This window comes from Megasphaera vaginalis (ex Srinivasan et al. 2021) (assembly GCF_000478965.1).
In the GTDB taxonomy this organism is placed as follows: Bacteria; Bacillota; Negativicutes; order Veillonellales; family Megasphaeraceae; genus Megasphaera; species Megasphaera vaginalis.
This window is the reverse complement of record NZ_AWXA01000015.1, coordinates 1-24,617: the sequence shown is the minus strand read 5'-3', so window position 1 is coordinate 24,617 and position 24,617 is coordinate 1. Positions and strand designations below refer to the sequence as shown.

At 41.2% G+C, this 24,617-nt stretch carries 33 protein-coding genes and 2 tRNA genes; 27 read left to right on the top strand and 8 right to left on the bottom strand.

The genetic code is table 11. The annotated features are described in order from the left end of the window. The first annotated feature begins 406 nt into the window (after positions 1–406). The 7 genes from HMPREF1250_RS03680 to HMPREF1250_RS03645 all read left to right on the top strand — a co-directional run bounded on the left by HMPREF1250_RS03680 (position 407) and on the right by HMPREF1250_RS03645 (position 6,384). Entirely contained in the window at positions 407–616 is a 210-nt protein-coding gene (locus tag HMPREF1250_RS03680; RefSeq protein ID WP_036242544.1) for a helix-turn-helix domain-containing protein, read from the top strand. Positions 617–957: 341 nt separating this feature from the next. Then, positions 958–2,211 carry a pyridoxal phosphate-dependent aminotransferase gene (locus tag HMPREF1250_RS03675; protein ID WP_023053265.1) on the top strand — a complete coding sequence of 418 codons (1,254 nt, stop codon included), beginning with the start codon at positions 958–960 and terminating at the stop codon, positions 2,209–2,211. A 66-nt stretch (positions 2,212–2,277) separates the two neighbouring features. Continuing rightward, positions 2,278–3,081 carry a pyrroline-5-carboxylate reductase gene (gene proC / locus HMPREF1250_RS03670; protein ID WP_023053258.1) on the top strand — a complete coding sequence of 268 codons (804 nt, stop codon included), beginning with the start codon at positions 2,278–2,280 and terminating at the stop codon, positions 3,079–3,081. Positions 3,082–3,671: 590 nt separating this feature from the next. Further along, positions 3,672–5,090, top strand: coding sequence for an FAD-binding oxidoreductase (locus tag HMPREF1250_RS03660; RefSeq protein WP_023053269.1), 1,419 nt, complete (start codon positions 3,672–3,674; stop codon positions 5,088–5,090). A 402-nt stretch (positions 5,091–5,492) separates the two neighbouring features. After that, complete coding sequence (locus HMPREF1250_RS03655) at positions 5,493–6,125, top strand: TerC family protein (protein WP_051356053.1); 633 nt, start codon at positions 5,493–5,495, stop codon at positions 6,123–6,125. 35 nt (positions 6,126–6,160) lie between these two features. Next, positions 6,161–6,237 (top strand) — tRNA-Pro (locus HMPREF1250_RS03650). Between the two features lie 55 nt (positions 6,238–6,292). After that, positions 6,293–6,384, top strand: a tRNA-Ser gene (locus HMPREF1250_RS03645). A gap of 104 nt (positions 6,385–6,488) precedes the next feature. On the opposite strand, the gene HMPREF1250_RS03640 is transcribed toward HMPREF1250_RS03645, so the two are convergent. From HMPREF1250_RS03640 to HMPREF1250_RS03610, 7 genes are all read right to left on the bottom strand, one after another. Then, positions 6,489–7,571, bottom strand: a complete 1,083-nt coding sequence (locus tag HMPREF1250_RS03640; RefSeq protein ID WP_023053261.1) for a tyrosine-type recombinase/integrase — start codon at positions 7,569–7,571, stop codon at positions 6,489–6,491. Positions 7,572–7,726: 155 nt separating this feature from the next. Next, positions 7,727–8,593 (bottom strand): DNA adenine methylase, encoded by an 867-nt coding sequence (locus tag HMPREF1250_RS03635; protein WP_023053266.1) that lies wholly within the window; start codon positions 8,591–8,593, stop codon positions 7,727–7,729. A gap of 77 nt (positions 8,594–8,670) precedes the next feature. After that, positions 8,671–10,248 carry an ATP-dependent nuclease gene (locus HMPREF1250_RS03630; RefSeq protein WP_023053267.1) on the bottom strand — a complete coding sequence of 526 codons (1,578 nt, stop codon included), beginning with the start codon at positions 10,246–10,248 and terminating at the stop codon, positions 8,671–8,673. 371 nt (positions 10,249–10,619) lie between these two features. Next, the gene (locus tag HMPREF1250_RS11315) at positions 10,620–11,654 is read right to left on the bottom strand and encodes a DUF4236 domain-containing protein (protein ID WP_023053256.1); all 1,035 of its coding nucleotides are present in this window, start codon (positions 11,652–11,654) and stop codon (positions 10,620–10,622) included. Between the two features lie 269 nt (positions 11,655–11,923). Beyond that, positions 11,924–12,319, bottom strand: a complete 396-nt coding sequence (locus HMPREF1250_RS03620) for a rhodanese-like domain-containing protein (protein ID WP_023053247.1) — start codon at positions 12,317–12,319, stop codon at positions 11,924–11,926. 11 nt (positions 12,320–12,330) lie between these two features. Continuing rightward, on the bottom strand, positions 12,331–13,020 hold the full coding sequence (locus HMPREF1250_RS10895) for a hypothetical protein (protein ID WP_023053248.1): 690 nt from the start codon (positions 13,018–13,020) through the stop codon (positions 12,331–12,333). 18 nt (positions 13,021–13,038) lie between these two features. Then, complete coding sequence (locus tag HMPREF1250_RS03610; protein WP_023053274.1) at positions 13,039–13,653, bottom strand: LexA family protein; 615 nt, start codon at positions 13,651–13,653, stop codon at positions 13,039–13,041. Positions 13,654–13,781: 128 nt separating this feature from the next. On the opposite strand from HMPREF1250_RS03610, the gene HMPREF1250_RS03605 reads away from it, so the two are divergent. Continuing rightward, positions 13,782–13,970 (top strand): helix-turn-helix transcriptional regulator, encoded by a 189-nt coding sequence (locus HMPREF1250_RS03605; protein ID WP_023053259.1) that lies wholly within the window; start codon positions 13,782–13,784, stop codon positions 13,968–13,970. Between the two features lie 31 nt (positions 13,971–14,001). Here the strand turns inward: HMPREF1250_RS03605 and HMPREF1250_RS11045 are convergent, their stop codons facing one another. Next, positions 14,002–14,118, bottom strand: a complete 117-nt coding sequence (locus HMPREF1250_RS11045; protein ID WP_071784754.1) for a DUF2188 domain-containing protein — start codon at positions 14,116–14,118, stop codon at positions 14,002–14,004. Positions 14,119–14,224: 106 nt separating this feature from the next. Between HMPREF1250_RS11045 and HMPREF1250_RS03600 the strand changes: the two genes are divergently transcribed. From HMPREF1250_RS03600 to HMPREF1250_RS03500, 19 genes are all read left to right on the top strand, one after another. Continuing rightward, positions 14,225–14,707 carry a helix-turn-helix domain-containing protein gene (locus tag HMPREF1250_RS03600; RefSeq protein WP_036242538.1) on the top strand — a complete coding sequence of 161 codons (483 nt, stop codon included), beginning with the start codon at positions 14,225–14,227 and terminating at the stop codon, positions 14,705–14,707. Positions 14,708–14,712: 5 nt separating this feature from the next. Then, positions 14,713–14,964: a helix-turn-helix domain-containing protein gene (locus HMPREF1250_RS03595; protein WP_036242536.1), complete on the top strand. Its 252-nt coding sequence runs from the start codon at positions 14,713–14,715 to the stop codon at positions 14,962–14,964. Positions 14,965–14,980: 16 nt separating this feature from the next. Continuing rightward, positions 14,981–15,181 (top strand): hypothetical protein, encoded by a 201-nt coding sequence (locus HMPREF1250_RS03590; RefSeq protein ID WP_023053254.1) that lies wholly within the window; start codon positions 14,981–14,983, stop codon positions 15,179–15,181. 92 nt (positions 15,182–15,273) lie between these two features. Beyond that, positions 15,274–16,212, top strand: a complete 939-nt coding sequence (locus tag HMPREF1250_RS03585) for a YqaJ viral recombinase family protein (protein WP_023053253.1) — start codon at positions 15,274–15,276, stop codon at positions 16,210–16,212. A gap of 14 nt (positions 16,213–16,226) precedes the next feature. Beyond that, a complete protein-coding gene (locus tag HMPREF1250_RS03580) occupies positions 16,227–17,111 on the top strand; it encodes a recombinase RecT (protein ID WP_023053257.1) in 885 nt (294 codons plus the stop codon). A 62-nt stretch (positions 17,112–17,173) separates the two neighbouring features. Then, positions 17,174–18,001 (top strand): Lin1244/Lin1753 domain-containing protein, encoded by an 828-nt coding sequence (locus HMPREF1250_RS03575; RefSeq protein WP_051356051.1) that lies wholly within the window; start codon positions 17,174–17,176, stop codon positions 17,999–18,001. An 18-nt stretch (positions 18,002–18,019) separates the two neighbouring features. Next, positions 18,020–18,859: a DnaA ATPase domain-containing protein gene (locus HMPREF1250_RS03570; protein WP_023053263.1), complete on the top strand. Its 840-nt coding sequence runs from the start codon at positions 18,020–18,022 to the stop codon at positions 18,857–18,859. Next, on the top strand, positions 18,856–19,146 hold the full coding sequence (locus tag HMPREF1250_RS03565; protein ID WP_155914486.1) for a hypothetical protein: 291 nt from the start codon (positions 18,856–18,858) through the stop codon (positions 19,144–19,146). The genes HMPREF1250_RS03570 and HMPREF1250_RS03565 overlap by 4 nt, the downstream gene beginning before the upstream one ends. 16 nt (positions 19,147–19,162) lie before the next feature. Beyond that, positions 19,163–19,390 carry a hypothetical protein gene (locus HMPREF1250_RS03560; RefSeq protein WP_023053250.1) on the top strand — a complete coding sequence of 76 codons (228 nt, stop codon included), beginning with the start codon at positions 19,163–19,165 and terminating at the stop codon, positions 19,388–19,390. Between the two features lie 189 nt (positions 19,391–19,579). Next, positions 19,580–19,978: a hypothetical protein gene (locus HMPREF1250_RS10890; protein ID WP_051356050.1), complete on the top strand. Its 399-nt coding sequence runs from the start codon at positions 19,580–19,582 to the stop codon at positions 19,976–19,978. Next, a complete protein-coding gene (locus tag HMPREF1250_RS03550) occupies positions 19,975–20,430 on the top strand; it encodes a dUTP diphosphatase (protein ID WP_051356049.1) in 456 nt (151 codons plus the stop codon). Before HMPREF1250_RS10890 ends, HMPREF1250_RS03550 begins: the two co-directional genes overlap by 4 nt. A gap of 12 nt (positions 20,431–20,442) precedes the next feature. Further along, positions 20,443–20,571: a hypothetical protein gene (locus tag HMPREF1250_RS12125; protein ID WP_269208537.1), complete on the top strand. Its 129-nt coding sequence runs from the start codon at positions 20,443–20,445 to the stop codon at positions 20,569–20,571. A 2-nt stretch (positions 20,572–20,573) separates the two neighbouring features. After that, complete coding sequence (locus tag HMPREF1250_RS03545; RefSeq protein ID WP_023053255.1) at positions 20,574–21,020, top strand: hypothetical protein; 447 nt, start codon at positions 20,574–20,576, stop codon at positions 21,018–21,020. A gap of 317 nt (positions 21,021–21,337) precedes the next feature. After that, entirely contained in the window at positions 21,338–21,712 is a 375-nt protein-coding gene (locus tag HMPREF1250_RS03535; RefSeq protein ID WP_023053270.1) for a DUF2188 domain-containing protein, read from the top strand. Between the two features lie 429 nt (positions 21,713–22,141). After that, positions 22,142–22,648 (top strand): hypothetical protein, encoded by a 507-nt coding sequence (locus HMPREF1250_RS11530; protein WP_155914485.1) that lies wholly within the window; start codon positions 22,142–22,144, stop codon positions 22,646–22,648. 11 nt (positions 22,649–22,659) lie between these two features. Then, positions 22,660–22,908, top strand: coding sequence for a hypothetical protein (locus HMPREF1250_RS03520; RefSeq protein ID WP_036242528.1), 249 nt, complete (start codon positions 22,660–22,662; stop codon positions 22,906–22,908). 31 nt (positions 22,909–22,939) lie between these two features. Next, positions 22,940–23,116, top strand: a complete 177-nt coding sequence (locus HMPREF1250_RS11040) for a single-stranded DNA-binding protein (RefSeq protein ID WP_081696484.1) — start codon at positions 22,940–22,942, stop codon at positions 23,114–23,116. A 104-nt stretch (positions 23,117–23,220) separates the two neighbouring features. After that, the gene (locus tag HMPREF1250_RS03510; RefSeq protein WP_023053260.1) at positions 23,221–23,736 is read left to right on the top strand and encodes a hypothetical protein; all 516 of its coding nucleotides are present in this window, start codon (positions 23,221–23,223) and stop codon (positions 23,734–23,736) included. A gap of 537 nt (positions 23,737–24,273) precedes the next feature. Beyond that, a partial coding sequence (locus tag HMPREF1250_RS03500; RefSeq protein WP_023053252.1) for a terminase small subunit occupies positions 24,274–24,617 on the top strand: 344 nt, incomplete at its 3' end.

The following is a 24,617-nucleotide window of genomic DNA, read 5'->3' as shown; positions in this document are numbered from 1 at the left end:
TGCCGGAGTGCTTGCAGGAGCATTGATATATAAGAGCAGATAAAGTAAACCGGACAGCAGAGAGTAATTCTTGTTGTCCGGATTTTTTTATTGAAATACATTTGATTTCTATTGACGATATACGTTTAAACGTATATAATATAACTATAGAGAGGAGGTGAGAAGATGTGAAGCGTGGAGAAAAAATAAACCTCATAACAGCAATAATCCAGTTGGTCACCGCGATTATATTGCTGATACAAGGTTTAAGACAGTAAGCTAAAAGGCTTGCCCCTCGAAAGAGGGGCGGGTCTCCTGCTTATCTCCAGTATAGCACATCAATAAAAATGAAAGCAACGAGATATATTAGTGTGGCAGCACTTGTTATTTCTGTTATTGCATTACTGAAAGCTTTGGGGGCCTTTTGATGAAACCATTAGAGGAAGTTATGACAGCTGCAGAAGCGGCTGAATTGTGGGGGATTTCTCCGCGGGTAGTACAGAAAGCTTGCACCGGTCAAAATGGATATCCGCCTAGATTTACACTAGACGAAGCCAGAAAGGCAGGGCGTATCTGGCTCGTGACTCGTGCCGGTATGGAACGGGTGTATGGTAAGATAAGACATATTGATATATAATAGTTTTATAGAACAAGTTACTTGCAATATACAAAACTATCATAGAGATAGCATTTATAAGCTAATCGGCATTCTCGAAACGTGATCTGTATTGCAGATCTGCAGGAATGGAACCGCTCAGTTATTTTTTCTGGGCGGTTTTTTGTTTTTTCGTAAAATGTGCTGCAGCCGGATCCGCGGCATACTGGAAACGGTGGAATACCTAATCTTGAGCGCAATTGCATGACGATAGGTCTGCCTGTGTATTTTGAATACATGACGCTGTGGCGGGCTTTTCGGTTGTAACTTTCTGATAAGTGTGATATAAATGAAGCTGTAAACAAAAAAGGGGAGCTGATAGTATGGTAAACAGTGTTGCTGCACCGCAAGCAAGAGGGAAATTTGCGGAAGATAATATTTTCGGAGCGAATAACCGTGCCAATGCGTTGGCGAAGGAAATCGGCATCGACCGTGTGATTAACGGTACTGTCGGATCCATTCTTGATGAAGACGGCAATTTGGTCATGCTCGATGTCGTTCGCGACGCTTTTCATGCGCTCACGGATAATGAAATTATTTCTTACGCGCCGATACAAGGCTATCCGGAGTATCTCGATGCCGTCATTGATCAGTGTTTCGGCGAATCACGTCCTGACGGTTTTCTTCGGGCTTGTGCCACTTCCGGCGGCTCCGGGGCGCTTCATCATGTAATTCATAATTATTCGGAGATCGGCGATGAAATCTTGACCAGTGACTGGCATTGGGGGGCGTATGGGTCCATGTGTCTCGATAATGGTCGCAAGCTCCGCGAATTTGCTTTACTGGACAGCGAAGGTTCCTTCAATTTCGCCGACTTTAAAGCGCACGTAACGGCCATGATGGCGAAACAGCTGAATACGGTCATTATTATGAATTCGCCGGCCAACAATCCGACAGGATTTGCGCTTTCTATTGAAGAATGGCGTCAGGTCATCGACTTCTTGAAAAATGCCGTTACCGGGACGGAAAAGAATGTCATCCTCGTTCCGGACGTTGCGTATCTGGATTATAGCGGAGAAAAACAGGAATGCCGTAAATTTTTCAAGGAATTCAGCGGTTTGCCAGCTAATTTTCTGGTTATCGTCGCGTATACACTGAGTAAAGGGTTTACGATGTACGGACAACGTATGGGGGCGATGATTGCCGTAACAGCTGATGAAGATGTGGCTGACGAATTTGTTGCCATCAATCAGTATTCCAACCGTGCAACGTGGTCCAATTCCAACAGTTCGGCTATGAAGGCGATGGTGCGCATTTGCAGCGATCCGCAGAAGGTCGCCGCACTCGATCGGGAGCGCGCGGCGTATTTCCAATTGATTAAAGAACGGGCTGATCTGTTTATGGCGGAAGCTGATGCATGCGGTTTGAAATATTTGCCATATTTGTCAGGCTTTTTTATCACGATTCCGATGACCGGTTCGCAGGCTGTTTGTGATTTGCTGGAAAAAGAGCATATCTTCCTCGTTCCCTTGGGTAAGGGGATACGCCTTGCCGTATGTTCCGTATCCAAGAAAAAGATCAAAGGACTGGCCGCGAAAATTAAAAAGGCCGTAGATGCTGCCGGCGCGCAGCAATAAGTAATGAAGGTGTCGGTATAGGAGACTGTGCCGACACCTTCTGTCTATGAAAGGGAGTGGGATTTCATGTTTAAGCGGGTCGGAATCTGCGGTACCGGCAACATGGGGCAGGCGATCGCAGCGGGGATCATTTCTTCCGGACTGATTAGGGGAGATAACCTTTTCCTGTACAATCGGCATCGGGAAAAAGCGGAACAAGTTGCCCTGTCGGCAGGCGGCGGGACAGTGTTATCTTCCCTGCAAGCGCTGGCAGCACAGGCGGAGTTGATTATTCTGGCTGTTAAACCGTATGCCATGCCGGCAGTTTTGGCGGAATTGAGAAATACGGTATCTGAAGGGACTGTTGTTCTCTCTGTTGCGGCAGGGGTAACATTGCAGCGTATGGCGGAAGGACTCGGGAAAACGTGCAAACTGATTCGCTCGATGCCGAATACGCCTGCTCTCGTCGGGGAAGGTATGACGGCATTGACGGCAAATGCCTCTGTAACGGAAACGGAAATGGAAGACGTAAAGACGTTGTTTGCTTCTTTCGGCAAAGCAGAAGTGGTGGAAGAAGCAATGATGGATGCCGTTTGCGGTCTCAGCGGCAGCGGGCCGGCCTATGTCTATCTGTTTATTGAAGCCTTGGCAGACGGCGCCGTGCTGGAAGGGATGCCGCGACGGCAGGCTTATACATTTGCTGCGCAGACCGTACTGGGAGCGGCTAAGCTTGTGTTGGAAAGTCAAAAACATCCGGGCGAGTTGAAAGATGCCGTTTGCTCTCCCGGCGGTACGACGATTGCAGCTGTCAAGGTTCTGGAAGAACGGGGCTTGCGGGCTGCCGTAATGGCGGCCGTTGAAGCTTCGGCGGAAAAAAATAAGAAAATTTAAAATAAAAATTCAAAAAACAGCGAACAAGTCTTTCCATCAAAAGACTTATTCACTGTTTTTTGATATCAGGAGAATGACAGACGTTTGAACGACTAAAAAGCAGATATATGATAAAAAGTAATAATAAAAATTACATTAAAAGGATATTGTTAAAAAAGTAACGAAATAATAGATGAGAAAATAAAATAATAATGACATTATATAAAAAAATCATAGCAAAATCGTTCGCATTACGAAACGGATATATAGAGAATGCCGGAATGTAATTTACTTGTTTGTAGGAAGGCAGTATAATAATGATGTAAAATAAATCGGATAAAGAATGTGTAAATATATATAAGCAGTAGTCGCTTTGCTTTGCATGCATATAAAAATGTAAGGCCAATCGGAATCAGGCTCTTTGATAAAGGACTATTCACAGGGATAACTGATGGTTATCGGTTCTGGTGTACGTTTCGTCGGTAATGTATTTCGCGTTCTGCCGGTTTTATCATTACAACACTATGCGATGTTGTCTTAAACGGGAAGGTCCCTTCTTCTCGTGAAGAGATACTATGGTTAACACTATTTTTAATTGGAGGTAATGTGTTATGGCAAAAGGAAAAGTCACCCCGGAAATTATTGAAGAATTAAAGAAAATTGTCGGTGAAAAATTCGTCTATACGGATAAGGATAAACTTGATCCCTATTCCCATGATGAAGTAACGGATCCTCATTATATGAAAGAAGCGCAGGTCGTCGTCTTGCCTGCTACGACGGAAGAAGTTTCCAAAGTGGTTAAATTATGTTATGACAATGACATTGTCATGGTTCCCCGTGCCGCTGGTACCGGTCTGGCTGCCGGTGCCGTTGCTATTTTCGGCGGCGTTATTATTTCCATTGAAAGAATGAATAAGATCCTTGAAATCGACAAGGACAACATGGTCTGTGTTACGGAACCGGGCGTTACGACGACAAATCTCCAGAATGCAGTCAAAGATGAAGGTCTTTTCTACGGCGGCGATCCCTGCAGCGGGGACTCCTGTTTCATCGGCGGTAACGTTGCTACCAATGCCGGCGGTAACCGCGCCGTAAAATATGGGGTAACACGTGATCAGGTTATGGGTATCGAAGTTGTTACGCCGACGGGCGAAGTTGTCATGTTGGGCGGCAAGTTCCGTAAAAATGCAACAGGCTACAGCTTGATGCACCTGTATATCGGGGCTGAAGGAACTCTCGGCATCATTACGAAGATCATCCTCAAACTCGTTGCCCTGCCGAAATACCAGATGGATCTCCTGGCTGTATTCGACAACCTTGATGATGCTATCGCGTTGACGCCGAAGGTCATGAGCGCCGGCATCAGCCCTGTTTGTGTGGAATTCATGGATAACGCGTCCATTAAACAGGTTGAAATATTCTTAGGCGAAACGTTGCAGCATTCCGACGTAGGCAACTACATTATCATTCAGATTGCCGGTGACAGCGAAGATCTGCTCGACGAACAGTGTGAAAAGATCGACGAATTGGCTCGTGAAAACAATGCTCTCGATGTTCTCGTTGCCAATCCCGCCGTTATCTGGAAATCGCGTAAGGCGTATCTTGAAGCCGACCGTGCCCGCAGCCTAGTCTTCTCCATGGAAGATATCGTCGTTCCGATGACGGATATTCCGCAGGCAGTACAGCAGATTTCCCGTTTGGCCGATAAATACAAGGTTGCTATGCACTGTGCCGGTCATTGCGGCGACGGTAATGTGCATATTGATATCTTGAAAGATGACCGGACACAGGAAGAATGGGAAGAAATGCTTCCGCAGATCCAAAAGGAAATCTATACGCTGGTATATCAGCTTAACGGGCATCTTTCCGGCGAACATGGCATTGGCTACAAACGTGCGGCGCTGATGGCTGAATACATGGATCCCGTTGAATTGAAACTGATGAAGGCTGTCAAGAAAGCTATTGATCCGAAAAACATCATGAATCCCGGCAAAGTTGTCAGCATTAACGAGGAAGTTCCTGTCGAATAATTACTGATTATGCCGAAGACGAGGAAGCCAAAAGTAGTATTACTTTTGGCTTCCTTTTTTGTGGATATAAAAGAGCGCGTCGATGAACGCGAAAAGGACAGATGCAGAAATGCGTTTGACGGCGGGAGATGAGCACCCACCGGCGGCCTGTTTTGGCGATAGCAGGCGTCGGCTGCCGCTTCTGAAAAATTGACGAGGCCTTTCTTTTGCGGCAGTCGTTTTTTTCCTTTTATACATTGCCGCCATGCGGACTTGCAGGGATGCGAATCATTCCTGCTGACAGGAGTGGTACGGGATCGTTGATTGTAGACTGTCCTCTTTTCTGCTATAATAAAACATCAGTCCATTATATAAAGGAGAAGGTAATTGGGTACAGAAATCATTTCAGATATTTGGGTCGTCATGAATATTATTTTGATCGATCTCGCTTTAGGCGGGGACAACTCGATTATTATCGGTATGGCGGCAAAAAATCTGCCTCGTGATTTGCAAAAAAAAGCGATTTTTTACGGTACCGGAGGCGCGATTATCCTGCGTTTTCTGATGGCGGCCGTCGTTGTTTGGTTGCTCCAGATACCGTATTTGAAGACCGTAGGCGGCATTCTTCTAGTCATTATCGGGATCAAGCTGATCGGCGGCCGTTCTCAAGAGAATGTGCATGTGACGGCCAAGGATTCGCTGCTGGGAGCGATCAAAACGATTATCGCCGCTGATGCGCTGATGAGCCTTGATAACGTCCTCGGTATTGTTGCCGCCACAGGTGGGTACTTAGGACTATTATTATTCGGTATGCTCGTGTCCGTTCCCATCATCGTTTACGGCAGCACCGTCGTTATTCGGATCATGACGCGTTTTCCGGCGCTTATCTACGTTGGCGGCCTGATTCTCGGTTGGGCGGCGGGCGGCATGGTGGCGACGGACCTCTCTCTTCCTTTTGCCTCCGGCAACGAGCTTTTTATCAAAGTGGGACTAACTGTTCTTACCGTCGCCGGCGGTTTGTTGTGGAAATACTTGCCTGATTATTACTTGACATAATTTTAGAAAATTGATAATATATATAAGTCAGGTAACGGGGCGTAGCGCAGTTTGGTAGCGCGCTTGGTTCGGGACTAAGAGGTCGCAGGTTCAAATCCTGTCGCCCCGACCATACTTTACACATTGGATATTCATCCCGAGGGTATTGGTGCAATGATGTGTAATGTGGAGAGATGTCCGAGCGGCTTAAGGAGCATGATTGGAAATCATGTGTAGGGCTACAGTTCTACCGTGGGTTCAAATCCCACTCTCTCCGCCAGTAAATGAGATAGGGTCTGCATTTGCAGGCCCTTTTTTAGTTGCGTAAATTTAATTGACCCCCAAAAATCATGTTCTTTTTGACCCCCGGCTGACCTCCAACGTCTATATTTTTGGTATTTTTTCAAGCAGTTCATCTTCCATCTTTTGCGTTATATGAGAGTAGATATCCATCGTTGTTTTAAAAGATGAGTGACCTAAGCGCAGTTGTACAGATTTGTAGTTTGCTCCTGATTCCAATAATAGCGTAGCATGGGTGTGGCGCAGTCCGTGAAAGGTAAAGGACGTCGGAAGTCCTGCTTTTTCAACGTATTCTTTTAGCTTGGCTGAAACATACGCAGGGTATATCGGACCGCCATCTTTTGCAGGGAAGAGTAGATCCAATTCACGCTTATACCTAAACACAGACTGCCGACGGTATTGTATTTCATTAATTTGATCTTGGATATATTGGTAGGTTGCATCATCTAACGAAATAACGCGCTTTGAACTGATTGTTTTAGTTGTTTTTGTAATATATGTCTGCCGGTTGTCATAATGAACAGTTTGATTTACCGATAGCATTCTACGGTTGATATTAATATCTTGTATCCTTAGCCCCAATAATTCTTCTCGCCGCAGTCCGGTACTAACAGCCGTATAAATCAATCTATAGTATTCTTTATCATCAATGGCAGATAATAAGATTTTTAGTTGATCAAGCGTTAGTACGGTTGCTTGTTTTTTCACTACCTTTGGCTTGCGGACACCTGCGGCCGGATTCCGATATAGTAAGCCTTCATTTACTGCCATCGTGAGTGCCGCCTTTAGAATAACATACATATATTCAATCGATCGTGTAGAACATTTGGCTTCCAGCTTTTGAGCGATTAGTGTGCGTACATGGTATGGTTGTAAGTCAACTAATGGGACAGATCCTAAAACAGGCATTAAATGGACTCTACATATTCGCTCATAGCTAGTGTAGGTTGCCCTAGAAACTCTGAGTTTGGCATCAAGCAGGTATTCATCTAGCCATTCGGATAGCGTAATGCTGTCATCGCGATTGGGGGCCTTTTCTAAGTCAGATAGAAATTGTTCTCTCTTTGCGATGGCTTCATCACGAGATGATCCATAAAAATAATATCGTTTGCCTTTACTTCTACAACTTGTCTTATAGCGGCCATCTTGTCGTTTTTTTAATGCCATGAAAAAAACCTCCTTGAGTATTAATAAAGGGGGCTGATTTATGATATACTTATAGCGTAATCAGCCCGTGGGTGGGTAAGATTATCTTGTCGGGGATATTGGTAGTATCTCCGGCGCTCTCCCTCATTCTGTTCCCGCAGAGTGGGGGAGTTTTTTTATTGTAAAATTACTTTATCGAATGATTCTATCTGTGTATTTGGACTACTATATAAATACTCTTTTTCTTTTCTCGTTATTCTTGCGGAATATTGTAGGGTATATGTATGAGTAGGTAAATCACTATATATTTCAGCAATTTTATCACAATGATCATATGTTGTAATCCAGTGGTATAAATCCATTTCTCTAATGGCATTATATAAAAAAACATGATCATCATGTTTAAAGGAATTTTTGTATAATAACTGCCCTTGCGTATAATACGGTGGGTCAAAAAAGGTAAATAGATACTTGGGAGATATGTTGAGTAATACATTATGAATTAATTCTTTGGCGTCTAACATATAAAGTCTAATCCGATCACGTTGAGCAGAAATATCAGCAACCTTTTTGGCTAGCGCATCTTTATTAAATCTACAGTTAAGTTTATATTTAGAATTTTGCTCATACCCACCAATGGGGCCTCCTGTGATAATACCCGCTCTGTTTGTTCTATTCAAAAAGAGGGTAGAGAATGCCAACCTATAATCATATGTTTGATTTTCACGTAATTTGTCATATATGCTTTTTTGATTGATCCATTCAGTCATTGTAATGGGAGTTGTGAGGATGTCATGAATGAGACGTTCAGACTCATGTAAGACCGCATACCAAACTGAATATATAGCAACATCATAGTCGTTCAAAATGATAGAATCTACTTTATTAGAGAGCAATAATTCCATGGATACTCCAGAACCGCCAGAAAAAGGCTCGCAGTATATCGGAGAGTTTAAGTTATTAAGGTGAATCAAGTGTTCAACAAATTTAGCAAGCTGCGTTTTCCCCCCGGGATATCGCAATATAGATTTAGTTCTTGGCATAGCTACACCTCCTTTCAATAAGTGTAGGTTAAAATTTTATTTTTGGCCAATATATATATATCATAATAAAATGTACTTCATATATGGGAGAGTAAAAGAACTTGTCTGATGTCCTTGAACGCGTTCTCCAGGTTTTGGATAAATTGAGTAACTTCAGACTGATGTTCGTTTTTCCAAAAGTTGATAAGTTGTGTTGTTTCAAATAAAGAAAGGTAAGCTTTTAACCAGGCCTTCTTTTTCTCTCTGTCTTTACCTCTGTGATAGAAATCTGAAAGATTTTCTTCAAGGAATTTGGTTCTTGTTAATCCGTTCACAAGACAATCATATTGGCTAAAAAAATCATTTGAAGATGGTGAGGTGGTTTTTAAGAAAGATAAGAGACTATCTTCTGGTGATTTATCATCAGGGAGTATCAATATTTTAGCAAATACTTTATTATAATTTTCAATGTCTCTAATAGTTGAAGTTTTTTTCTTTACATCCCCATCTAAAATAACAATTGTTTTGCGAAAGTACTCATGATCGCCTTTAACAAGGCTTAAAATAGATTCACAACCAATCTCAGTGTCTAATAAATTAATATTATTCAATACAGTAGACGTGCAAAATTGTTTTAGCAACCAACGGGCTTCCTTATCTTCCGTGATCACGTTTATTTTAATATTATTTCTAAATGAAGTTGTTTGTAATAAAAGATTTGAGATAAGGGACTGTTCTGGTTGACTTATGACAGTAGGTGTTTCCTCTTGATTTGCTAAACTTAGATAATGGAGTTCAATGGGATGTGAGAAATCTGTTTTCGGGATCGATGATATTCTATGAGAAATGTGTTCCAAAAGACTAAGGCTATGTGTTGTCAAAGCGATTTGGAGATTTAATTTTTTGGACTTTGACATTAAGTAATCAAATAGCCGGTTTTGAGCGGAGGGATGTAGGGCGGCGTCAAGCTCGTCAATTAAAAGTAATCCTCCTGAATAATCGGCTCCTAAAGTATTTTTTAATTGGGAAAAAGATTCTACAGCTAATAATATTTGCGCTAAATTATCTTGACCTGCAGAATTAGTTAAATAATCATACTTTGCTGTATTTACGCCCATAGTTATTTTTCTTTTTATATCAGATAAATGGACCTCATTTACAGAATCAATTACATCATGTAAAGAAAGAATGTTTTGATAATCATTTAACAACTCTTGTGAAATAGGAATAGAGTGACTGTCTTTTTCTGATATAAGAGCTTCACCTAAAGGGTATAATCTTGATAATCCAAGAAATAATGTAGGCCACTCTTTTTTTGCAGATGACTTATTATCTTTTGTCTTAGGAATTATGCGTCCACGAGTGCCTTTTTCTTGCCATGTAATTCGATATGAACGACTATCTCCATCATCAAAAATAACTTCTGCAATATTTGAAGCGGTCTTATCGAACGATTGGGACATATTAAAAACTTCTGACCATTCTGTTCTAAATTGAGATTGCAATATAGGAATTCCTTTATCTTTCTTTAACTCGCTAGAATTACCGAGTAATCCTAGAAGCGTGGATTTCCCAACCGCATTTGTTCCTGCAAATACGGTGATATTACATCCTATGGGAAAGGAAGTATTTTTAAACAATCTAAAATTATTGATTTTTAATTCCGTTATTTTCATGACTGATACCTCAAAAAGAAAATATAAGAATATTTTCAGGATATTCTTAATAATTCAATACCATCTTCTGTGGTGTAAATAATGATGTCATCCATAGAAACTCCTTTACGGGGGCCTATTACTGCTGATAGTTAAAACTTTCTCCTCATTTCAATAACTTTACCCATGATCTGAATAGGGATGAATTTGATGTCTGCAGCTTATATTACTTTACAAGTTCGTCGAGTCTAGCAATTAATTGCGTTGATAAATCAAATATATCATCTACAGATTCGATATCGTAGCGAATGGCGTTATCTCCATCCTTTATCATAATAAATTTTACTTTATCCTTAATATAGATCCGGCAGATCCATCTTGTTGTTTTTTTATCAAGGTTTACCGTCTTGAGTGAGGCCTAATAATTCTCTTGCTTTGGATTTATATTCCTCATTGTTTATGATGCCTTCGTTTTTTAAGGTCTGAAGTTCTTCTAATGTGATAGGTGTGTGATTTGGGACTTTTGTCATTGACACTGAATTAGCTATATCTTGTTTTCTTGATAGCTCACTAAGTTTGGTTAGAGCGTATTGTTTTGATTCATCGGGCATGTTTTCTAAGGTGGTAATTGTATTAACTAGTTTATTTATATTATTTTTCCTTGCTTTAACGGTTTTGAGAAAATTTAATTTATCATTCAGTTTATCGATTATACGATCAATAGATTCATTAAAAAACTCTGTTTTTTGATTTTTAATTTTGGCAATTGATTCTATTAAATCAATCATTGATTGATAATCTTCCAATTCACTCATTGTTTCTAATGGTTGTTCTAATCGATTGACAGCTTGAATCATTGTGCCATATCGAGAATCTATAGTTGAAATATCAGTGGATTCGACCAATATTTTAGAGGATTCTTGCAATATATCTAAATCTCTTTGGATTTCATTATACTGCAGATTTAATTCAGCCTTTTTTTGCAATATGGATATTTCTTGATTACACTTTTTTACAAGTCTAGGGAGTCTAAATATATCAATAATTAGCCAAAAGCCACATCCACCTACTGTGATTAAAAATAATAAGCCGAATAAGGGTTTTCGAAGATAAAAATAATGTAGGCCAAATACTAATAAAACATAAGATAGCATAAGACTTCTTGATTGAGGGACTTTAGTATTGATGGAAGAGAGAGTAGAAGCAGGTGATAAAGATTGATTAGCATTCGTCTTTTTTCCTTTGTAAGCAGTATAAGTTGTATAAGACAGTCCGGATCCAGGCAAGCCGATAGTCTTTCGTACCCCGTTTTTACTAAACGTTGTTTTCGCTCCACGAGGACCAATGCTTATGCTATGACTATTTTTATTAAAGTTAATTCTTATACCGGGTAAAATTTTGATACTTCGTTTAAATCTAAATCCCATGGCGCTCCCAGCTCTTTCGATAATAAATTAGCATGGATCAATAAAATAGTCCCTCATTTTGTTCCAGATTTAGCAAGTACAAGTTGGCGATAATGTGCCGTCGTTACAGATGACATCTCCGTTTTCAGTACAACCTGAGACGCCACGGTGATGAGAGCAACAACCTCTTCGTGCAGTCAATTGATAGCAAGTCAATTGATCGTTAGCTGCTACGAAGTACGATGATGCTGCCAAAGACAAAGTTACCAAAGCTGCTACTAGGACTTTCTTCATTTTCTCACATCCTTTACTAATAAATTATAATTATCTAACGTATTAAATCCGTCTTTCAGGATATACACGTTAGTATAACCTTCTCTATCCATTATCTCTGCCATCGCTATAGCATATTCATCATCAGGGCAGGAGCAGTAAATTATAAACTCCTTATCTTTTTGCTTAATATGGCTCTTTAAAAAATCATTTATTTCCATTAAACTATGGGGATCAACCCATAGCGCTTTCGGTTTAATTTTTTGTAGCCGCTGTCTTGCGTTTATACTACGAACATCAATAAATGTAGCGGTAGAGGTCAGTAATTTATCTTTTGGATAAGCGTGATAGGCATAGGAACTATTTGATAATACTATAAGCAATGCGACACATAAGCTGATTCGTTTCATCATTATCCCTCCGACTATGGTTTATCGCCGATACCAATCACCGCAGAATTTTTATGACTATCGCTAAATGACCTCATGATAACAATGAATTTTCCATTGCTGTTAGGAACGGCTGCTTTGAGTGATTCGCTCTCGCCAACAGTAATATATTTAACATCTTTAGAATCTGTATTATCAATTCGTGTTTGTAGGCCTTTTCTATCTTGTGGTAAGAAATTAACAACATCATCTACGGAAGGGTGGGTATATGGCAATTCTTGTATGGTAATATTAATGATCCTATTGTCAGCTACCATAACTAAGAATTTATCATCATTAAACGATTTGAGCGTACCATTGTCTCTATTTGGATCTCCATAATCTTGCTTCCAAGTGTTCATTGTATCGCCGATGCCAGCGGACAGGCATAGCTTGTCAGGAATAGAGGGATGAGTTTTTTGATCGGATTTATTTTCTTCAGTAATCGGAGCTTTTTTCTGTTCATCTATATTATCTGACTTTTCCGTTTTGTTTTTACTGAGTGGCGGTCCAGAAACACCCATCCCTACAAAACAAATAATAATTCCGATTAATCCATATAAGAGTACATATTTTCTGTTTCGTTTTGTTTCCGGTCCCCAACGCAATATCAAAGATGGTTTAATTAATCCGATAATTGCAACAATGATAATGATAAAAATTAAAATAAATAAAACTGTAAACATTTTAATACGCTCCTTTCATTAAAAAGACTTTCTTACCTCAATTACCTTACCTACAATGCGGACTTTATTTGCTTCTTTGCCGGCAAATATTCTTGGCGGGTACTCTGGATTTGCAGATTCAAGTACAATGACACTATCCGCTTTTCTGACACGTTTTAGAGTGCCTTCGTCGCCGTTGATAATAACAATTGCCAGTTCGCCGCTTTCGATGTCATTTTGCATACGTGCGATGGCAATATCGCCATCGAAGATGCCAAGGCCGATCATACTATCGCCTTTGCAGTGAAATGCGCGGATATCTCCGTAAAGAGAGCTGTCAATAGCAACGGTGCCGTCTATATACTCATAAGCTAATCCATTCGGACCGCACGTTACGGTACCAATGATAGGTATCTGTTTGTTATCTTTTGGTGGTTCAATTTCATTGGACAACGGAAAATCTGAATTGCCGAGAAGGTAATCGGTAGTAACGCCAAAAATTTTCGCCATATTTACTAAGGCATCTCCGGATGGTTCACGTGATTCTAGTTCGTAAAAAGATATTGCTTTGGGGGTTAATTTTAATTTATCTGCAAGATCTTTTTGAGTAAATCCATTTTCTTCTCTCAATTTTTTTAATCTCTTACCGTTCATAACTAAAATCACCTGAATTTTCATTATAATATGTACTATTTGTTCATATTATATCAAAATACCTATTGACATTCTACAAAACGTACTGTACAATTTGTACATAAAGAGGGTAAGGGAGGTGACATAGAATGAAAAACAAATTGAAAGAGTTTCGTAAGGAAAAAGGGATGTCACAGACTACCTTAGCTTATGAAACAGGAGTATCACAGCGCTATATAGCTTTTATAGAAGACGGGTACAGAACGCCATCATTAAGACTAGCATTGAAGATTTCGAAGGTGTTGGGGAGTACTATTGACGCTATTTTTTTACCTTGAATATGTACAAAATGTACATATATTATTTTTATCACCCGTAATTAATGACTAGCTGCTTAGTGTTGAAATTCTTAGTCGCTTTTGAATTTCCTTCACCTTTTACTGACCAGCAGGAATCGTTTGGAACTACATGTTGATTTTTACCCATTATTATCATCGCCTTTCTAAATCAATTATATCAGACAGAAAGGTGAGTGATTGGCAACAATGATTAACCCATATCTAAATTCTAACATCAATAGAAAGGAGTAACCATGTCAGGAATAGCAACGAAAGCTGCCGATAGCGTGTTTTATAAAGCACGCATGGAAGCTAAAGAGCGAAATGAAATGCTAAGCAGTAGGGAAGGGGCTGCCGAAGTGATGGGAATCGACCGTACGCGATTAGCGCGTATTGAACTTGGAACGTTGATCCCCTATCCAGAAGAGGTTGTCATGATGGCAGACTCGTATAATGCGCCGGAAATTATGAACCACTACTGTACGACCGAATGTCCAATTGGGAAACGAATGATTCCAGAAGCTGGTCTTGAACAGTTAGATCGTATGACGATTAAGATTTTATCAGCAGTTGGGGGAGTATCTGATGTAGGGAATATTATCCTTGGGGTCGTCAATGATGGACAAGTAACTCAAGCAGAAATACCTCACCTTGAAAAGGTTCTGAATCAACTGCAAGATGTCGCGAAGTCAGCGACAGAATTGCAGATATGGATGGATAAGTATGTTAGGAGGTGAGAGGGATGGAAGTTGCATTGCAAGAAAAACTCACGCTCACGATTGCAGAAGCGGCAGCGATCACAGGGATTGGCGCAAAGCAGCTGGCTGAATGGGCCGAGACAGAAGATTCATTTCCTGTATTTAAAATCGGCAATAAACGAGTAATAGAAGTCACGTTATTACGTGAGTGGCTGCAGCTTAGATGTAAAGCGCGAGTAGGCATGGACAGTACAAGGGTTGCAAGAATCATAAGACGTAGAAAACGGGTTGGATAAGAAGGAGGTGAAAACAATGACAGATGCATATATTCCCGCTTGGATTAATTCCGGGTACGAACGAAAGCAGAAAGCATATGAGTCAATGGCGCAGATCAAATGTAAATACGCAATGGATTACGGCCTTTTCAAAACATTGAAAAATTGGTTAGAAATGGCAATGGCAGTTATCGGTTTTTATGCTTTTTTTGTCATTGTGGCTATTTTAGGGCAGTAAAAAGGGCTCTCTCCTGTTGGCGCAGGAAAGAGCCGAGTAACAAAACATTCTACTTTATTGCCATTATATCATATGGCGGGATGGAGGGCAAAATGAATGCAAAATTAATTATGACGGTAAAGGAAATGGAGAATCACGACGCTTGGCTTGCTGCTCGTATCAATGGTATTGGCGGCAGTGACGCAGGTGTTATCGCCGGGATGAATCGGTGGAAATCTCCGTACCAGTTATGGCTTGAAAAGACGGGGCAAGTTGAAGCGGAGGATATTAGCGATAACGAATATGTCTATTTTGGAAATGTATTGGAACAAATCGTCGCTGATGAGTTTACGAAGCGGACCGGCAAGAAAGTACGCAAATCCGGGATGATGCGGAATAACAATACGCCTTGGTTATTGGCCAATGTCGATAGATTGGTTATTGGCGAAGATGCCGGACTTGAATGTAAAACAGCGAATGGATTTGCTGCCAAGGATTGGGAAGAAGATAAGGTGCCGGATACGTACTACTTGCAGTGCCAACACTACATGATGGCGACTGGTTGTCAAACATGGTATATCGCCTGCCTTGTTGGAGGAAATCATTTTGTGTGGAAAGAGATAACACGGAATGAAGAGGATATAGCAGCGCTTTATGAGGCGGAAAAAGCGTTTTGGGAAGTCAATGTAAAGCAAAATGTTATGCCGGATGTGGACGGATCAGATTCATGTACAGCAGCATTGAAGACACGCTTTCCTGGTGGTATTGAAGAAGCGATGGATTTGCCGGAAGAAGCATCGCCTTTACTGACAGACTTAGATAATCAGGAAGATGCAAAGAAACGGTTGGAAGCAAGCATCAAAGAAATTAAAAATAAACTTTGCCTGTTAATCGGTGATCACGAAGTCGCTTATGCAGGAGATCGGAAGATTACGTGGAAAACGCAAGCCGGACGGGTAACGGTAGATAGTAAGAAACTGAAAACTGACTATCCCGATGTATACGAAGATTGTAAGAAGCAAGGAAATCCGACAAGAGTATTGAGAGTATAAAGGAGGTATTTATCGTGGCAACAACAAGAGGCGGCGTAATGGCCGCGAAAAGAGAAACAACTGCAGCTTCACCGAAGAAAGGCATGCAAGATTTAATCTTATCGATGAAGCCACAAATCGAAGCAGCGCTTCCATCAGTATTAACTGGAGAACGATTTACGCGTATGGTCTTATCGGCAATGAGCAGCACGCCGCAGTTAGTACAATGTAGTCCGCAAAGTTTTCTGGGAGCCATGATGCAGGCTGCACAGCTTGGGGTTGAGCCTAATACGCCACTGGGGCAAGCATACCTAATCCCGTATCGAAATCACGGTCAATTAGAATGCCAGTTTCAGCTCGGATATAAAGGATTGATTGACCTCGCATATCGAAGCGGCGAAGTAAAGGACATTCAAGCGCATGAAGTACACGAGAACGATGTGTTTGAATACGAACTTGGATTGGAACCGAAGCTGAAGCATATTCCGGCTGTAAAAGATAGGGGTACCGTTATTATGTACTACGCTGTATTCCATACCAAAGATGGCGGCTACGGCTTTGAAGTCATGAGTAGGACCGATGTAGAGGAGCATATGAAAAAATTCTCTAAAGCGGCAAACAGCAGCTTTTCTCCATGGAAGACGAATTTCGACGAAATGGCTAAGAAAACGGTTTTGAAGAAATGCTTGAAATATGCACCACTTAAAACCGAATTTGTAAAAGCAGTAGCGCAGGACAGCACTATCAAAAAGACGATTGCTGCCGATATGGGAAGTGTATCCGATGAAACAGACTATATCGATATTGAAGCAGGGCAGGTGCCTGATAATGTCGATGCAGAAACAGGGGAAGTTATTTCTAATGAACCGGAAACAGATGATACGGCGATGTTTGACGATAATTTTGAAGGTGACAAGTAATGAGGGAATATGGCTGGGAGTGTTTTCTCCCAGCTGACTCATCCGACAGGAAGGTGTAAACAATGTCTCGACCAACTAAACAAGGACTTGATTACTTTCCGTTAGATGTCACTTTCTTTCAAGATATAAAGATACGTAGAATCACGCGAGCATGCGGCGCAACTGCCGTTCCTATACTAATCAGCCTGCTGGCTAATATCTATCGCGGTGATGGGTATTTCCTTCGGTGGGACAAAGATATGCCTTTTTTGATTTCTGACGAAGTTGGGGTCACTGAGGGCGCAGTATTGGAAACAATAAATAAGGCCGTTAAAGTGGGGTTCTTCGATACGAGATTATACGAAGAAAAACAAGTCCTCACATCAGCAGGAATTCAACGTAGATTCTTTGAAGCGACAGCAAGAAGAAAGTGTGTGTATTACGAAGAATCGCTCCTTTTAGTCGAGGTAAATGCATACATTAATTTAGTAAATGTCAACAATAACGAAGTTAATGTATGCAATAATTCGAAAAATGTAGACAATAATCAACAAAGGAAAGTAAAGGAAAGTAAAGGAAAGGAAAGTAAAGAAGAGAAAAGAAAAAAATTCGCGGGCGCGCGTCTGCAAAATTCTCTTATTCCTGTCATTCAACACTATCAAACTAATATCCGGCCAATAGCAAATCAGGTCGAGAAAGACAAGCTGTCAGCGATGGTGGATGATTTTGGCAGCGAAGCCGTTATCAAGGCGATTGATCGAGCGGTGTTGCGCAATAAGCGCAGCCTAGCTTACATACAAGGCATACTGCAGCGATGGGAAGCGGACGGATATGATGCGCCTGGACAGCAATATAAGGTCAACACACCGGATCCGGAACGAATGAAAGACATTGAGAATATCCCGTTTTAACGTAGAAAGGACAGAGACATGCATCCATTGATGAAAGCGCTGAATAATGAGCGGGAAAGTAGATACAAGCTGACTATCGCACGCATGAAGACGATGGCAGCTACGCGAAAAATATCGGTAACACAATCTGCTCCGTCTGATGGGATTCGCTGCATGAAATGCGGTAATACCGGATGGATTCATACCATCACGGAAGATGGCTATGACACTGTGACGTTTTGCCCTGCATGCTATGAACGGCGGCAGGTTGTGCGGCGATTGAAAAAGAGCGGGATTTCGGCCAAAGATTATGCCAGATATACATTGCAAAGCTTTAACGTGGCACGCAGTTCGGAAGCAGCGCAAATGAAACGAGCGGCTGAAAAGTACATAGAACAGTACAGCGATAACGGTGTTGGCTTTGGCGTATTTGGTCGATCAGGAGCCGGCAAGACGCATCTGTGTATTGCCATTTGCCAAGAGCTGACAAAACGATACCATACACCGCATTACTACTTTTCTTACCGGTCCGAAATGCCAAGTTTAGTAAAGGCTGCGAAAAGCTATAAAGACGACTACGAAGCAGTCATGACAAAGTGGAAAACTTGTAAAAACTTGTATATTGATGACCTGTTTAAGCTATCCGGAACGGTAGTTGACGGTCATTTGACACAGGTCGGCAGAGATGAGTTGCAGATCATGTTTGACATCATTAATGCGCGGATGGTCAACCATGTAACAACGCTGTTTAGCTCGGAGTATAGCGTAAAGGATATAACGACAGTCGATGAGGCATTGGGCAGCCGCATTTATGAAATGGTATCGCCGTTCGGCTTGCGCGTTGATGGGGAAAATCAACGCCTGAGAGGAGTGATATGAAGATGGTACCGATGGGAATTAACTGGCATAAGGTACACGAAAATAAGCAGGCTGAACAGTATCATCGCCCGGAGAATATAGGTGCCGTTATTACGATGGTACTGCTGTATCAAGCATTACATGATACATACGGGTATGGCAGAGCAACGTTTGCAAAGATTATGAGTACCTTTGGCGATATACAAGCCGGAGAATGGAGCATGAACAGTGAGGACGTTGATATGAAGAGTCAAAACAAGAGTTTGGAGCGTTGTTTCATTATGAGCAAAAACGAGGAGACGTATTAATTTATGGGGAGTGAACATGATGAGATGGATAGAAACGATTGATGAATTACCGGATGCAGCAGAAGCTTTACGCGAAAAGTATCAGCCAATTATTTTTATTGATGCCTGGGGCGGTCTGTATATCGGCTATTTTGATGGAAAAAATTTTATCTCTACGGCTAATGATGGCGATTGGATAGATAAAGTAGTCGCCTGGGCGCCTATACCGCCGTATCGGGGATTTAGATATGGGCAGAAAGCATAAGCATAGTGAGCGTCGGGATCCATTGCCATTGCTTGAATCAATCAAGAAAGAGAGGACACCACATAGCTGCTGTGCGTATTGCGGGCGTCCATTATTTGGTGATGATTGGCACTGGATGCGCGATGAGTACGGGCAACGAGTGCGGAAATGTAATGATGAAAGGACTTGTATGTGTGACATGGGGGAAAAATGACAAAGATGACGAAAACGATAAAAACGAATAACGAACAACGAGAAGTTGTCATTACTATTCCAGAACGATTCCCCACGGCAAACGAGTACATAGACGATAACCGCCGAGGGTATCACGTAGGGGCAAGAACAAAGAAAACATATACAGAAATTGCTAGAATTTATACGTTAAAAACGCCGCACATGAATGGCAAATGTGACGTCAATTTTGAGTGGCACGTATTGTCAAAAGCTGATCCCGATAATATAGATTTCGCAAGAAAGTTCATCCTAGATGGACTGCAAGCAAGCGGCGTACTAAAAGGGGATAGCCAAAAATACATCGGGAAATTAAGCAGCACTGTTGTAAAAGATAAAAACGTTTACGTGCGGATAACATTGAGAGAAAGTGAGTGACAGGAAAAATGGAAATAAGGATCAAAAAAGCATTAGACACACACCGGGAAGAGGATATACAAACGCCATTGATTAGTGATGGAAACGCATGTTTTGACTTTTACGCGCCAGAGAAAACGGTGATTTATCCCGACAATTTACACATAAAAGTCGGTACTGGATGGCAGTTCGAAATTCCGGCAGGATACCACATGAAGCTGTTTATGCGGTCAAGCTACGGGGCGAAACGAGGATTGCGACTATCGAACTGTGTCGGTATTATCGATAGCAGCTATCGCGGTGAGGTTGTTGCAGTGTTTGACAACATCGGCACGGTGCCGGAAATCATCGAGGCTGGGGATAGATTCGTGCAGGGACTGATCGAGAAAAACGTGCCAGTGGCTTTTAAAGAGGTCGCAACATTAACAGAAACGCAGCGCGGCACTGGTGGTTTTGGTAGTACAGGAGAATAGAGGGGATTGTATATGTGGTATTTTATCGGTGGCGTAATCATTGGCGCTAATATCGGAATTGTTGCAGCGGCTGTATTGGCTGCAAGACGCCGGAAAGATCTGGAACCAAGAATACGAGAATTAGAAAAAGAAGGAGAATGAAAATGGACAAAATAACAGACAAACAAGGTACACAGTGGGTGTTACAGAAATTATATGATAATGGGTTTCGTTACCTTGCAATGGATAAAAATGAAAATATATATGCTTTTGAAAATGAACCACATTTGTTGATAAATGAGTGGATTGGGGAAAACCGTGTACGTATTCCCTTTGATTTTACTGTCTTATTTGCTAGCGAATTGGATGTCTGTGAACCATTAGATATTGGCAAAGAATTGGGCGTCATTGATTGGGAGAAAGTGCCTGTTGACACGCGTGTATTGTTTAGCAAAAATGGCGGATATTGGGCCGAAGGGCACTTCGCCCGCTATGACAAGAATCGCAACATGTATGCTGTGTTTAATAATGGTAAAACGAGCTGGACAACAGGTAATGATGATATTGGATATTATAGGTTATGTAAGTTGGTCGAGAAAGGAACAGAATGAGAGATTATATAGAAGAGTTTGATTTAAACAAAACGAGAGCTTCTATTGGTATGTTACGTTTAGTTAAGGGCATTAAGATGATAAGGATTGCTGTCTGGGTGATAATACTGGTCCCATTCCTACCTTTTTTCTTGTTGCATATACTATACGAATCGACGACGGAAGTTTTAAAAAAATAATAAACTTACCTATAATCATTTTTGACAAGATATGGATTAACGAACTGAAATTTATTTACAATTTGGCACCACATGTTAAGTTTATTCGTGAATGCTTGAAAGATCAAAAAAGGCTGAAATGAAAGGATGTAAAAAGCGATGAATAATAACAGTAAATGGACATACAACTCAACGATAGAAGGTAATTGGTATGGAGAAGTATATGACACACGAGAAGAAGCGATCGCGGCAGGTAGAAAAGAAGCAATAGAAGATGGTATAGCAAAGTTTTACATAGGTCAGGTACGCGAACATACTCCTAAAATCCATCTAGACTCTGTTATCGACGACTTACAAGATGATGCATACGATAAACTGGGGGAATGGGGAGAAGGCTTTTTAGTTCGTGTTACAAATGAAGAAAAACAAGAACTTGACATTGCACTAAATAAAGTACTGAATGACTGGTTAGATAAAAATAAATTACGAGACTATGGTTTCAAAATTGTTAACATAGAGGAGATTTCTGTATGAGAGAAATAGTATTTAGAGGTAAACATATATATGAGAGCAAAATGTAAGCACTATAAATATGATAATGGGCATGGTGGCAGTGCTGATATATGCTTCTGCCCTGCCAATGGGTGTAAGCTGAAATGCAAACGCAGCATGAACCGTTGGTTCTTTAAACGATTCAGAGAAAAGTGCCCACGTGTTTTATATTCTGTTAGTAGATTTGATGAAAGTAGGGATAACAAAAATGAATAAAGATAAATTGATTTACGATCACTATATATACGTGAAATTTGATGGCGACGATCGGCTGTATGTTTATGGCACGAATGAAAAAAACCAAAACTCGGTGCTATCGCTAAATGTCAGACAAAGCGTGGCGACCAAGAAGGTATCGTAAAGAGGATTGTAGATTTCAGAACGGCGGTAGACAAAGCGTTTGGAAACGGCTTGGATTATATATCACTTGCCACGCTATCAGAAAAGAAAAATGAACCATGCAATACGGCTACTAATGTTGGCGATATTACTGACGAGCAAGGGCGTAAGTGGTTATTGAAAAAATCGTATGACCTTGGATATAGATACATCGCCGTCAACATACTCGGGGAACTGTGTTTGTGCAAAGTGCGACCTACGCGCGATAGAGGGTTTTGGTGTAGTCCAGGCGATAATGCAATGCCAATAAGTAAGTTGCCAAATATCTTTTTTGAGATTAAATGGGATGGCGATGTACTGTTAGATATTGCGAAAGAACTTAAAATTGTCGACTGGTCGAAGGTAGAAGTCAATACCGAAGTATTAGTGAGTGCGGACGGGGAAACATGGTGTAATCGACATTTTGCAAGTTATGATGAAGAAACAAGGTTGTTCTATACGTTTATTGATGGAAAGACGTGGTGGACAACTGATGATGTTGAAGAATGGCATTTCTGTAAGATGCCAAGTGGCGAATAGGAGAAATTGAAATGGACAAAACAATAGCTAAGAACCATATTGATATATCCGAACAATTATGGTTTATAGATTGGAAAATGGTACCAGTTGATACGCCAGTGTTAGTAAGTATGGATGCCGAGAAATGGCAGCGTAGTTACTTTGCCAAATATAGAGATAAAAACCATTGCAGATATGGAGTGTTTGTACACGGAAAAACAAAGTGGTCGTCAAGTGGAAAAATTTCATATTGGGAGTACTGTAAAATCGCTGAAGAATAAATGATAAGGAGATCAATTGGGAGGTTAAAATATGAACAGTGTACAAATTAGTGGAAATGTATCCCGTGATCACAACCTGCGATTCACGAAAAATGGCACAGCTGTATGTCGCTTTTCAGTTGCATGCAATGACGATTATATCGACAGTAATGGTGAGAAAAAGGAGCGGACAAACGGCTACTACGGGGCAAGAAGCATCAAGTTTTGACAGCATGGGAACACCGGTACAGGAAGAAATACCGTTTTAAGTAATTGCAGGGAAAGTTGTTGCACGCTTTCCCTGCTCTATCCGTTTTAATAAAGGGGGATACTATGTATCATAATGACTATATCAATGCCGTAAAAGAATATTTACGTCGGTATAACGAGTTCTGTCAGTATATCAATAACGTGAAAGCGGACATTGAGGACTTGAGGGCACTCAAGAATCAGGAAGCAGCTGCAGCAGTACCGACATTATCCCCTACTGGTGGCTGCAGTAGCGGTCAAAGTGTCAGCGTGGAAGAACGCGCCTTTTTCATGCAGCAAGAGATAGAGGATAGAATCGCAAAGTATCAGCACGATTTGCAACAGATAGCACCTCTCGTCAGACGGCTACAACGGTCATTAGACTTCTTAGAATCAAGTTCTGAAACGGATAGGCGCATTATACAGGCACGCTATATCGACGGGCAGTCGTGGGAACGTACGGCAGAATACGCGCACGCAAGTTATGGATATTGCCGAAGTAGGGAGAAGAAAGCATTGCAAACGCTTACGGGCATGATGTTCGGGCCGAATTCTATTCCGCTGCAAGGCACGTTATTATTCTTTGATGATTGTGGATAACTTTTCCGTCTGAACAGTTTTGAACAGATTTGTGCTAATTTATGACGTGAAAGTGATGGAAATATGAGGTATAGTGGTAGTGTAAGAATGCATATAGAAATGCAAAAGCTCCCCTTACAAAATGCAAGGAGAGCTTTTGCTGAACAGGTTGCGATCCTATTCAAGATTGTTTACACGAGACTGTGTTCCACTGTTGTCTTCCGAATCCTTAAAAAGAAGATATTCAGAAAGTTAATAGGCAAATTGTTGGAAAAGTACTTGAAACGATGTTGGGCAATATTGATAGTTTTAATCATGAATTTTCGTTACTAGCAGATCGAATAATAAAATTAACTACATAATTTTAATCCTTATCAAGGATATGATGTTGATGTATTAGACGTTAATGGAAATCCCGTAACAGGGCAAAATTTGCTGGGGAGTGTTAGGGATACCTATTTAGAATAACTCAAATAGCATTATTAATAGCATATCAAGGTGGTCACTTAAGTGGCTGCCTTTTTCTTTGCCTGAATTTGGGAGGTGGTGAGCGTGTAGATGCCCTTAACAGAAAAACAGCGACGGTTCGTAGATTATTACATAGAAACAGGAAATGCTAGCGAGGCGGCGAGACGAGCAGGATACAAGTTTGAAAATGCGGATGTTATGGGGCGGGAGAACTTACGAAAACCTACGGTTAAAGCTGCTATCGCAGAGCGTCTCAAGGTACTGGAAGACGCGCGAATCGCCAAAGCGGATGAGGTGCTGGAATTTCTGACGGCAACGCTGCGTGGGCAGGTGCCGGAGCCTCATGTCGTGGTGGAAGGAACCGGTGAAGGCTGTAGCAAGGCGAGGATCCTTGAAACAGCGCCCTCCGTCCGGGACCGAATTGAGGCGGGAAA